Source organism: Polyangium fumosum (assembly GCF_005144585.1).
Classification (GTDB): domain Bacteria; phylum Myxococcota_A; class Polyangia; order Polyangiales; family Polyangiaceae; genus Polyangium; species Polyangium fumosum.
This window is the reverse complement of sequence record NZ_SSMQ01000089.1, coordinates 1-12,630: the sequence shown is the minus strand read 5'-3', so window position 1 is coordinate 12,630 and position 12,630 is coordinate 1. Positions and strand designations below refer to the sequence as shown.

The 12,630-nt window shown below is 65.5% G+C and carries 6 protein-coding genes; all 6 read left to right on the top strand.

The window, feature by feature from the left end:
- The first annotated feature begins 2 nt into the window (after positions 1-2).
- Positions 3-719, top strand: a complete 717-nt coding sequence (locus E8A74_RS45820; RefSeq protein ID WP_136935492.1) for a DUF697 domain-containing protein — start codon at positions 3-5, stop codon at positions 717-719.
- Positions 720-742: 23 nt separating this feature from the next.
- Positions 743-1,825 carry a prohibitin family protein gene (locus E8A74_RS45815; RefSeq protein ID WP_136935491.1) on the top strand — a complete coding sequence of 361 codons (1,083 nt, stop codon included), beginning with the start codon at positions 743-745 and terminating at the stop codon, positions 1,823-1,825.
- Between the two features lie 1,251 nt (positions 1,826-3,076).
- On the top strand, positions 3,077-4,345 hold the full coding sequence (locus E8A74_RS45810; RefSeq protein ID WP_136935490.1) for a nucleotidyl cyclase domain-containing protein: 1,269 nt from the start codon (positions 3,077-3,079) through the stop codon (positions 4,343-4,345).
- A gap of 8 nt (positions 4,346-4,353) precedes the next feature.
- Positions 4,354-7,509, top strand: coding sequence for a type I polyketide synthase (locus tag E8A74_RS45805; RefSeq protein ID WP_136935489.1), 3,156 nt, complete (start codon positions 4,354-4,356; stop codon positions 7,507-7,509).
- Entirely contained in the window at positions 7,506-10,955 is a 3,450-nt protein-coding gene (locus E8A74_RS45800) for a non-ribosomal peptide synthetase (RefSeq protein WP_136935488.1), read from the top strand. The genes E8A74_RS45805 and E8A74_RS45800 overlap by 4 nt, the downstream gene beginning before the upstream one ends.
- A 57-nt stretch (positions 10,956-11,012) precedes the next feature.
- Positions 11,013-12,630: type I polyketide synthase (locus E8A74_RS45795; RefSeq protein ID WP_136935487.1), on the top strand; the 1,618-nt coding region annotated here is incomplete at its 3' end.

Sequence of the window (12,630 nt, the reverse complement as noted above, 5' to 3'; positions counted from 1 at the left end):
TCATGGCGAACGAAACCACGCAATCTAAACAGTCGACAGAGAAGAAGACGGACGCGCCGAAAATCGAGGTGACCGAGGAGGCGACGAGCACATCCGAGGTCGAGCCGAAGGCCGAAGCCAAGGTCGAGCCGAAGGCCGAAGCCAAGGTCGAGCCGAAGGCCGAAGCCAAGGTCGAGCCGAAGGCCGAGGGAAAGTCCCCGAGCAGCACCGCGCCGAAGTCCCCTGAGCCCGTTTCACGCGTGGGCCGCGCGGATGCCATCATTCGGCGCAACGTGCTGTGGGCGCTCGGCGTCGGGCTCGTTCCCGTGCCTGTCGCTGATATCATCGCGGTCACGGGCGTTCAGGTGAAAATGCTCGCCGAACTCTCGGAGCTTTATGAGCTGAGTTTTCGGGAGGACATCGCCAAGAAGCTCATCGGCTCGCTCCTCTCGGGAGTCCTCGGCGTCGGCGCCGGCGCTGTGATCGGTGCCAGCCTGGGGAAGCTCATTCCGTTCGTGGGCACCGCGTTCGGCATCGTCACGGTCCCCGTCATCTCGGGCGCGTTCACCCGGGCGCTAGGAAAGGTATTTGTCATGCATTTCGAGACAGGCGGCACGCTGCTCGATTTTGATCCTCACAAAGTGCGCAGCCACTTCAAGCAGGAATTCGAGAACGCCAAGGAGTACGTCGCGGACGTGCAGAAGTCCAAAGAGGACTCCAAGGCGACCAAGCCGTCCTGACCAGCGCATGATGAGAGCCGCCCATGAGCAAGCCGGAAGCGGATGAAGAGATGCAAAAGGGATCTTCGAGTGGCGACGTGAAGAAGCCACCCTTCCGGGAGCGGCTCGTGAAGTGGCTCCGGAAGGCCCGATTCACCCTCTATACGACGCTGGTCGTCCTCCTGTTCTTGGTTGGCTTCCTCTGGCCGCGGATCTTCATCCGCGTGCCGGCGGGGAGCAGCGCCGTCATGTATCGTTTTTTCCTCGGTGGGACGGTGACGGATCGTATCTGGGGCGAGGGACTCAACGTGGTCCCGCCCTGGGACGAGCTCACCGTCTACGAGACGCGGATGCAGCAGCAAAAGCTGAAATTCGACGTGCTCAGCGAGGAGGGGCTCAACCTCCCGCTGGAGGTCTCCGTACGATACCAGCCGAACAGGGACATGCTCGGTTACCTACACCAGGACATCGGTGTCGATTACTTCGAGCGGTTGATTCGGCCCGAGGTCGAGTCCCACGTCCGGCGCACCTTCGGCAACCGGACGGCGCACGAGATCTACACGAGCGTGCGTGACCTCCTGCAGGAGGTCGGCAAGGTATCGGCGCTCGGGCGCCTCGATGAAAGCGGCAATGCGCGTCCCTACGTGCAGCTCTACGAGCTCAAGCTCATTGATATCGAGCTGCCCGAGATCGTTCAGAGCGCGATCGCCGACAAGTACAAGCAAGAGCAGCTCATGCTCGAGTATCGCTTCCGGCTGGAGAAGGAAGAGAAGGAGGCCGAGCGGAGGCGAACGGAGGCGGCTGGGATCCGCGACTACAACCTCATCGCGAGTAAAGTTTCTCCGGACATGCTCAAGTGGCGTACGATCGAGGCGTCGCTGGAGCTCGCGAAGTCGCAGTTGGAGCTCGCGAGATCGCAGAACACGAAGGTGGTCGTGCTAGGCGGGGGGCCGGGAGCGCAGATGCTGTTGAACGTCGATGGAGCCACGGGCGCTCTGGCAGCAGCGCCGGGCGAGGTTTCCAGCTCCGCAGATGGGAAAAAGAATCAGGAAACCGCTACATCCGCGTCTCAAGCGACTCCTGCGTCGACTGCGAGCGAACAAGGGACACAGGGGAGCGGACAGTAACGAGAGTAGAGGGTACGGCCGCGCGCCGCGCACTCGTCGAGCCGCTTCGAGCGGCAGCCATGGCCGTCGAAAAGGATCGGTCCTGGAAGCAGGCCCTGGACGATTCCGAGACCATTGCACGATGGTAGCGCCTCACGGCGGGTGGACTGGCCGTCATGGATCGGTTCGATGCCCACGGCCGGCGCTACCTTATTGTCCTTGATGTTCGGTCCCTGCGATACCGCGGAGCACTGACGGAGCGCGAGGCCGAGGTGCGAAGGCTCGCCAGCCAGGGACATGCCTCCAAGTGGATTGCCGGAGAGCTCTCTCAGAGGATGTTCATCACGAAGTTCGGCCCTACCAGACTGTCGTGCCAAACCCGGTGTCCATGGGCATCGACGAGCGACCTTCCCGCCAGGGTTATCCTTCCGATCTGGCTGATGCCGAAGGGGATCTCATCGCCGAGCTGCTTCCGCCTCCGATCTGGATCCTAAATCTCCAGGAACCGAAGTTCCACCCGCGGGAGATCATGAACGCCGTTCGTTACTGTACGCGGACCGGCTGTTCGTAGAGACAACTCCCGCATGATTTCCCACCGCTTTCTATCTATCAATGGTGCCGGCGGTGGACGAACGTATCCACGACCGGCTCCGCCGCATGCTCCGCGTGAAAGCCGGCCGTGAGCCAGAGCCGACCGCGGCCATCGGCGATAGCCAAAGCGTCAAAAAACCAACGGGCTTCAACGCGGGGAAAAGGTGAACGGGCGGAAGCGTCATCTGCTTGGCGACATCATGAGGATGCTCCTCGCCGTCCACGCAATGATCGCATTGATGCTCCGGCGCCTGACGACCTCAGACGAGTCGCGTAAGGAAGCCCGAAAGTCCTGTGAACACCATCGAACTGCGCACCAAGGTGAGGTCTACGCAGCGCGTTGGTTTTCTGGCATAGATGTTGCTGGTCGCCGTCGCAGGAGCAGCACAATCCATGGAATCCAGCCCAAACGGGCCCACGGCGACTCTTTTTCTGATGCCTCCAGTACGCAACTGATGCTGGCAACACGCCACGGGTCCTGGAGAAAATCGGCCAAGTGACCGGAGGACTAGGAAACGCGGTCGTATTGGCTCGCGGCAGTGTCATCCACCTCATCGCGCGGACCCGTGTTGGTTGTGTCTGGTTTCAACTTCACAAAATGTTCGCCCAGGACGGGCCGTTTTGTGTTGACCTGTGAGTCCGCGGCCAGTAGCAGTTGGGCAGCAAAGTGTAGGGTAAAACATGGGGTTCAAAGCCACAAGGGAGCAGTACTCGCCTAGCCTCTTCGACGTCGCGCAGGACATCACCGGCACTTTGCCGGTGAAGCTCGTCGAGCGATGGTTGAGCAGTGAACAGGGACCACAGGATGCCCAGAATCTGCTCGAGCCTTTCAAGGTCAGAGGTTACAGCGTCTCCTCCGACTCGTCTGGTCTGACCAAGCTCTCGGGGCAAAAAAGCCTCATCGAGATTCTGGCGATCCTCAGCCAGCCGAAGGAAATCGTATATGGCTACGGTGCGGCGATCGGCGGGCAGGGGGTCGGCATCTGGGCCGCGGACAACACCCAAATGTTCTACCCTCCCGCCGTCTCGGCGGAGACCCTGCTCTCGGCGCTGCTGACGATACAGGACGAGATCAACGAGAGGTGCCAGATCAAGATCGGCCTCGGCGCACATTACGGCGAATTCTATTCGATCAGCGGCGGCCTGTACGGCACCGAGGCGGACGCCATTGAAGAGATCGCCGAAAATGACACCGCAGGCGGGGAAATCGTCATCACCCAGGCCTTTCTCGACCTCCTACCGCCGACGCACGCGTTCACCGCCGTCAAGCGGGAGGACGAGCCGATGGTGGTTGGCAGCCTGTACCGTATCGTGGACGGGCCGCGCCTCTCCGGCGTCGTACCCACGAAGGAGAGATATCCGATCCCCTACTCGGAGCAATTCTACGGCGAGCTCATCACCTACGACGCCGCGCTCCACGACGCCGCGTTCGGCGCACGGATACTGCAGAGGTACACGCAAAGCAAGGTCGTCGTGCTCATCGAGCGGGAAAGCAAGCCCGACGAGTCTTACGAGGTCGATCTCCTCGGCAACATGGCCCTCTCCGCCTTCATGAAGGACGTGGGCATGCGGCACCTCTCGCAGCACAATGGCACCGAGATCAAGGTGGTCGGGCCGCTGGGCATCTACGTCTTCGATACCGGCACCGCCGCCCTTGCCTTTGCGCGAGAATTCGGCGCGGATCTGACGAGGCAGGACGTCTCTTGCCGCATCGGCATCGATGCGGGCACCCTCATGATCTTCGACCTGGCGACGGGTGGCAGGGATATCGCAGGCCAGCCGGTGAACATCGCCTCGAAGATGGCCCAGGACAAGGGCACTCCAGGGCACATCTACCTGAGCCACGCGATGAAGGACCTCGTGGACGTGAGCGGATTCAAAGAGATCAAGCTGTCCGTCTCGGGGGTCGAAATGATCGCATTCGAACAAGGCGTCAATTCGTCGAGGTGAAACGAGACATGCGATGGATACGTGAGCGACGGGATCCCGGCGTGCCGTCGAGGAGTCTGCCGATCGCGATCATCGGTCTCGCCTGTCGCCTCCCAAAGGGCCCGAGTGCCGACGCCTTCTGGCAGACGCTGTGCAGGGGCGAGGACGCGATCACGGAGACGCCGAGCGCACGATGGAGTGCCGACGCATTCTATCACGCCGACGTTCACGCTCCCGGCAAGATGAACACGCGCTGGGGGGGCTTTCTCGAGCAGGTGGACCAGTTCGATCCCCTGTTCTTCGGGATCTCCCCGCGCGAGGCGTCGGAGATGGACCCCCAGCAGCGGCTCATGCTCGAGCTCTCCTGGGAGGCCCTGGAGGATGCAGGGGTACCGGTGGATGCCCTCACGGCGACCCAGACGGGCGTGTTCTTCGGGGCGATGTGGAGCGATTATGCCAGGATCGCGGGCGGGAGGCCCGACGCCATCCTCCAGCATACGGCCACGGGGCAGGACCTGAGCATCATTCCGGCCCGGATTTCGTATTCGCTCGGCCTTCGGGGGCCCAGCATCGCGGTCAGCACCGCCAGTTCGTCGTCCCTCGTCGCCGTCCACATGGCGTGCCAGAGCTTGAGCAGCGGCGAATCCACGCTCGCCCTCGCCGGGGGCGTGAACCTGATCCTCGCTCCCGAGAGCACGATCGCCATGTCCAAGCTCGGAACCATGGCCCGCGACGGCCGCTCGAAGGCGTTCGATGCGCGCGCCGACGGCTATGTGCGCGGCGAGGGCGGCGGGGTGGTGGTGCTCAAGCCGCTCTCCCTCGCGCTCGCGGACGGCGACCCGATCTATTGCGTCATTCGTGGCAGCGCGGTGAACAACAACGGATTCGGCGACGGGCTGCTCGCGCCGAGCGTCGAGGCTCAGGAGGCGCTGCTCCGGGAGGCCTACGCGCGGGCAGGGGTGAATCCCGCCGATGTGTGCTACGTCGAGGCCCACGGCACCGGGACGGCTCTCGGTGATCGTATCGAGGCAAGCGCGCTCGGAGCCGTACTCGGCGCGGGTCGCCCGGCCGAGCGCCCGCTCCGGATAGGCTCGGCCAAGACCAACATCGGTCACCTCGAATCCGCAGCCGGGGTCGCAGGCCTCATCAAAGCAGCGCTGGCCTTGAAGCACCGCTTCATCCCGCCGAACCTCCATTTCAGCGAGCCGAATCCAGATATCCCCTTCGGAAAGCTGCGCCTCAAGGTGCAAGACGCTGTCGAGGCATGGCCGGCTGTTGGCGATGCACCGGCGCTGGCCGGCGTGAGTTCTTTCGGATTCGGAGGCACCAACTGCCACGTCGTGCTCGAGGGGGTCCCTGCGCGTCGCACGGGAGAGGTTCAGGGCGATGTCGCATGCGCGGCAGCGGCCGACGAGCCGCGCGCGGAGTTGCTCGTGCTCTCCGCCCGGTCCGAGGCCGCGCTGAGCGCACGCGCGGGCGACCTTTCATCCTGGCTCGTAGAGCGGCCCGATCTCGCGATATCCGATCTCTGTTGCACGGCCGGCCTTCGCCGCACCCACCACGAGCACCGCCTGGCCGTGATCGGCGGGACGCGGGAGGAGATGCACGCCACGCTTTCGGCGGCGGCGCGCGGCGAATGGCACGCCGGCGTCGTCCGGGGCAAGGTCGAGCCCGGGGGCATGCCCGGGGTGGTGTTCGTCTTTCCGGGGCAGGGATCGCAATGGGCGGGGATGGGGAGGGCGCTGCTCGCCGAGGAGTCGGTTTTCCGGCGGGTGATGGAGGAGTGCGACGCCCTCATGCGGCCGCACGCGGGGTTCTCGGTGATCGAGGAGATCCTGGCGCCCGAGGCGGCTTCGCGGCTCGGGGAGACGGCCGTGGCGCAGCCGGCACTTTTCGCGATAGAGGTGGCGCTCGCCGCCCTGTTCGCGTCGTGGGGCGTGCGGCCCGACGCGGTGATCGGGCATAGCGTCGGCGAGGTGGCCGCGGCCCACGTCGCGGGCGCCCTCGAGCTCGCGGAGGCGGTGCGCCTCGTGTGTTGCCGCGGCCGGGTGATGCAGCATGCCACGGGTCGCGGGAAAATGGCGGCCGTGGAGATGACGGCCGGTGCGGCGGCCGAAATGCTCTCCAGGTACGAGGGGCGGCTCGCGATCGGCGCTGTCAATGACCCGGGCTCGGTGGTGCTCTCGGGGGAGACCGCCGCGCTCTCGCAGGCGCTCGCCCGGCTCTCGGGCGAGGGGCTACGCTGCCAGGAACTCCGGGTCGATTATGCGTTCCACAGCCCGCAGATGGATCCCCTGCGGGAGGAGTTCGTGCGCGCGCTGCGCGCGGTCTCCGTGCAATCGACGGCCGGCACGATGTACAGCACGGTGACGGGTGAGCGCGTCCCGGGCGATGCCCTGGACGCGGCGTACTGGGGGAGGAATATCCGGGAGCCGGTCAAGCTCGCGGACGCAATGCGAACGGCCATCCGTGACGGACATCGGCTCTTCCTGGAGGTGGGCCCGCACCCGGTGCTCGCCGCTCACCTGGAGCGGTGTCTCGCGGCGGAGCGGGTGCAGGGACAGGTGCTGTTTTCGATCCGGCGCGGGCAGGAGGCGCGGCGCCACCTCCTCCGGGTCATGGGGGCGCTGTACACGAGGGGGGCCGCGGTGGATCTCGCGCCGCTTTATCCCGACAGCGCGAAGTGCGTGGCGCTCCCAGCCTACCCGTGGCAGCGCCGATCGTACTGGATCGCGGCGGCTGCTTGGAGGGACGGCGCCGGAGAGCCCTCGAGCGATGCGTATGTCGGCAATGAGCACGAGCGCAGGGACAAACCGCAGCGCAGCGCGTCCTCCCTGCGACAAACCTTCCATGCAGCCGCTCCCGGTGATCGCCGGCGGCTGCTCGAGGAGTTTCTCTCGGCGCAGCTCGCGGAGGTCCTGCAGCTCGAGTCGGCGCACATCGATCCCCTCCTGCCGCTCGGGAAGCTGGGGCTCGACTCGCTAATGGCCATGATCATGAGGAACCGCATCGAAGCCACCCTGGGGATTGCGGTGCCGACCATGCTCGTCCTCCAGAAGGGGGATGTCCGCCGGATCAGCTCCTATCTCCTGGAGCAATTGACATCGGAGAGCCTGGTGAGCGCGGTGCGCGACACGGTCGGGGAATCAAGCACGGGTGAGGAGTGGGAGATCGTCACGGTATGAGCGCGGTCCAGCTACTGACCGATCTTGCGCGGCTCGGCGTCAAGCTCTCGGTCGAGGCAGAGCAGCTTCAAATTCGAGCCCCGCGAGGGACACTGGACGCCACGCTCCGCGATCGAATCGTGGAGCACAAGCAGGAGATCCTGGCGCTTTTGCGCCGATCCGAGCACGGCTCCGCGTCCCAGCTCGTACCGGCTCCGGCCGAGCGGCACCTCCCTTTCCCGCTCACCGAGATTCAGCAGGCCTATCTGCTGGGCCGGCTCGTACCCACCGCGGGCGGGAACGTCGGGTGTCATTTCTATTCGGAGGTCGACGCCGCCGATCTCGATATCGATTGCCTGGCGGCCGCCTGGCGGCAGCTCATCGACCGCCATGACGTGCTCCGGACGGTCGTACTCCCCGATGGCAGGCAGCATTTCCTCGAGGCGGTGCCCACCTACGGGATCGAGACGCTCGATCTGCGAGGGCAGCCTCCGGAAGCGGTCCTTGCCATGCTCGAAGAGACACGCCGGTCGATGTCCCACCGGGTCTACAATCTCGAGGTGTGGCCGCTGTTCGACATCCGGGCGATTCGCCTCGACGAGCGCCACACGAGGATCTATTTCAGCATCGATCTCTTCCTCGTGGACGCCGCGAGCCTCCTCCGGCTCATCGAGGAGTGGCGACACCTTTACCGCGATTCCTCCACGCCCTGGGTCAGGCCGGGGCTTTCGTTTCGGGATTATGTGGTCGCCGAGGCGGGGCTCCAGGGCTCGGATCAGGTACGGGCGGCGGAATCCTACTGGTTCCGTCGTGTGGTCGACTTCCCGACGGCCCCCGAATTGCCACTCGGACCGGTGCCGGCCGCTGGGCAGCCCGAGGTCCTCCGCCACGCGGGCACGCTCGCTGCGGACGCCTGGCGACGCCTGAAGGGTCGGGCCGCGGAGCTGGGAATGACGCCGACAGGGATGCTCGCCGCCGCCTTTTCGGAGGTGCTCCGGATCTGGAGCCGGCGCCAGCGCTTCAGCATCACCCTGACGATGTTCCGCAGGTTGCCCCTCCATGCGGAGGTCAACGATCTCATTGGAGACTTCACGTCGACACTCCTGCTCACGTGTGACGCCCCTCCGGGCGGGTTTGCGGCGCGCGCACAGCACCTCCAGGCGCGGCTGCTGGAGGACATGAATCACTCCCACGTCGGTGGCGTGCGGGTCATGCGGGAGGTCACGCGGGCCCGCGGGCGGATGGATCTCGACCTGATGCCCATCGTGTTCACGAGCCTCCTCGGGCTGCCCTGCGCCGAGAACTGGCGAATGGGCTGGCTCGGAAAGAGCGTTTACGCGGTCACCCAGACGCCGCAAGTCTGGCTGGATCACCAGACCTACGAGCATGACGGCGAGCTGTGTTTCCACTGGGACGCGATCGATGCGATGTTCCCCGAGGGAATGGTCGCCGATATGTTCGACGCCTACGCCCGCCTCCTGGAACGGCTGGCCTCGGACGACGCCGCGTGGCAGGAGCCCGTGACGGCGCCCCTGCTCCTGCGCGAGGAGCACCTCGAGCCCCGCCGCCGGGCCAACCTCACACAGGAGCCGACCTCGACCGAGCTGCTCCACACCCTGTTCACCTCGCAGGCAGAGGCCCGCCCGACGCATCTCGCCATTGTTTCGCCGGAGAGGCGAATGACGTACGGCGAGCTCGACCGCCTGGTCTGTCGCATTGGGCGCCGCCTGCGAAAGGAGGGGGCAGCCCCGGGGAAGCTGGTCGGCGTGGTGATGGAGAAAGGCTGGGAGCAGGTGGCCGCGGTGCTCGGCATCGTCGCGTCCGGCGCCGCGTATCTACCCATCGACGCGGCGCTCCCGGAGGAGCGACGGAATTATTTGATCGCACACGGTCAGGTCGAGCTGGTCCTCACCCAATCCAAGGTGAACGACGGGCTGCAATGGCCCGACGCGGTCACGCGGCTCTGCGTCGACGACGAGACGACGTGGTCTGGCTTCGAGGACGGTCCCCTTTCGCCGGTGCAGGTACCCGAGGATCTGGCCTATGTGATCTACACGTCCGGATCGACCGGCTCGCCGAAAGGCGTCGTCATCGATCATCGCGGCGCGGTCAACACGATCCTCGACATCAATCGTCGCTTCGGCGTTGGCCACGAAGATCGCGTGCTCGCGGTGTCCTCGTTGAGCTTCGATCTGTCGGTGTACGATATCTTCGGTCTGCTCGCGGCGGGCGGGACGATCGTGCTCCCGGACCAGGAGCGCAGGCTGGATCCAGAGCATTGGGCGGAGCTCGTCGTCCGCGAGGGCGTCACCCTCTGGAACTCCGTGCCGACGCTGATGGAGATGCTGGTGGAGCACGCGACCGGCCGGCCGGAGGCCACGCCGGATCGGCTGCGTCTGGTCCTCATGAGCGGCGATTGGATTCCCGTCACGCTGCCGGGCCGCATCGCGGCGCTGGTCGGCGACGACGCGCGGGAGGCGCGAAAGGTTCAGGTCATGAGCCTCGGCGGCGCCACCGAGGCGTCGATCTGGTCGATCCTGTACCCGATCGACCACGTCGATCCCGCGTGGAAGAGCATTCCCTATGGCCGGCCGATGGTGAATCAGACCTTCCACGTGCTGGACGAGGCGCTCGATGCGTGTCCCGTATGGGTCCCGGGCCATCTCTACATCGGCGGAATCGGGCTGGCCAAGGGCTACTGGCGGGACGAGCAGAAGACGAGAGAGAGCTTCCTTCGCCATCCACGGACGGGAGAGCAGCTCTATCGGACCGGTGATATGGGCCGATACCTGCGGGATGGTAACATCGAATTCCTGGGGCGAGACGACGACCAGGTGAAGGTCGGTGGACACCGGATCGAGCTCGGCGAGATCGAGGCCGCGCTGGTCCAGCATCCGGGCGTCACCGCCGCTGCGGTGGTGGCAAAGGGGGCGCACGGCGGCGGAAAGCAGCTGATAGGTTATGTCGTGCCGAGCAACGCCGACGCCGCGCGCAGGGGGAGCTTCGACGCGGCGCTTCGTGATTTTCTGCGCGCGAAATTGCCGGCATACATGATCCCGGCGGGTTTCATGCTGCTCGACGCGCTGCCCTTGACGGCCAACGGCAAGGTCGATCGAAAAGCGCTGCAGCTCATTGCCATGCCGGTCTCTTCCGAGGCGGAGCTCGTGGCGCCGCGGGACGCGATGGAGGCGAGCCTCGCGGCCATCGTGATGGACGTGAGCGGGCTCCAAAAAGTCGGGATCCACCAGAGCTTTTTCGAGCTGGGGATCAACTCGATCCTGATGGTCCGGATAGCGAGTCGCATCAAGGACAGCATCACCAAGGACTTCGCGGTCGTCGAGCTGTTCCGCTACGCGACGATCAGTGCCCTCGCGGCCCGCCTGCAGAAGGGCGGGAGCGAGGAGGTGCCCCTCGACAAGGCGCTCTCCCGTGCAGAGGCCCGAAGGAAAGCCCGAGGGCGTCGATAACGAGCGTGCTGGTCGATGGGTGCATGCGGAATCCGTGTTCGATAGAGGAACGTGCGTATGAGTGAGCGTGAGCCTGAGGAGCTGTCCGACGCGATTGCCATCATCGGCATGGCCGGGAGGTTCCCGGGCGCGAGGAACGTCGACGAGCTCTGGAGGAATCTCCGGAACGGCGTGGAGTCCATCGCCTTCTTCTCGGAGGAGCAGCTTCAGGCGTCGGGGGTCGATCGCACGTTGATGCAGGATCCAAGTTATGTGCGGGCCGGCGCGATCCTGCAGGATGTCGATCGGTACGATGCATCCTTTTTCGGGGTCAGCGCGCGCGAAGCGGCGACGATGGATCCGCAGCATCGCATCTTCATGGAGTGCGCATGGGAAGCGCTCGAGGGTGCCGGCTACGATCCTTTCGCGTACGAAGGCGCCATCGGTGTGTATGCCGGCGCCAGCGTGAGCACCTATTTGCTCTCGCATTTCCTGACGACCAGCGGATTCATTGCGAAGGGCGCTGTCGGCTTCCAGGAGATGATCGGCAATGACAAGGACTACCTGGCGACCCTGACCTCCTATCGATTGAACCTCCGGGGTCCGAGCATCAGCGTCCAGACCGCGTGCTCGACGTCCCTGGTGGCGGTCCATCTGGCATGCCAGAGCTTGCTGGATCGCGAATGCGATATGGCCCTGGCGGGCGGGATCACCGTTCGGCTCCCGCAGCACGCCGGATATCGATACGAGGAGGGGTTCATCCTCGCCCCCGACGGCCATTGCCGGACGTTCGACGCGAAGGCGCGGGGCACGATCGCGGGCAACGGCGCCGGTATCGTGCTCCTCAAGCGGCTGGACGAGGCGATTGCCGACGGCGACATGATCCACGCCGTCATTCGTGGATCCGCGATCAACAACGACGGCTCGCTCAAGGTCGGTTACACCGCGCCGAGCGAAGTGGGCCAGGCGCAGGTGATCGCCGAGGCGCTGGGGCTCGCGGGGGTCGAGGCCCGGAGCATCCAGTACGTCGAGGCGCACGGGACGGGGACGCCGCTCGGGGATCCCATCGAGATCGCGGCGCTCAGCCGGGTGTTTCGCGCTGGCACTTCGGCGAAGCAGTTTTGCGCCATCGGATCGATCAAGAGCAACTTCGGGCACCTGGAGTCGGCAGCCGGTGTCGCGGGCCTGATCAAGACGGTCCTGGCCCTTCGCCACGGGGAGCTGCCGCCTAGCCTGAACTTCGAGACGCCCAATCCGGCGATCGATTTCGCGAACAGCCCCTTCTACGTCAATGCTGCGCTCAAGGAGTGGAAGCGTGGCGCGACCCCTCGCCGCGCGGGCGTGAGCTCGTTCGGCATCGGAGGCACCAACGCGCACGTGGTGGTGGAGGAGGCACCGATGGGCGCCGTGGCGGCGGCTCCCGTGGAGGTGTCGAGCCGGGTGTTGCCGCTGTCCGCGCGCAGCCCCGAAGCGCTCGCCGCGCTCGTCGACGCCTACCGAGGCTACCTGTCCGGGGAGTGCGCGGCGTCCCTTCAAGACATTGCGTATACGGCGAGTGTCCGGCGCAGGCATTTCGAGCACCGTCTTGCGGTGGTGGGAGGCTCGCGGGAGGAGCTGCTCACGTCGCTGGCTGCGGTGGCGCGTGGCGAGGCGAGCCCGTGGGCGGCGCGTGGCGAGGCGAAGCTCGACGCGCGGC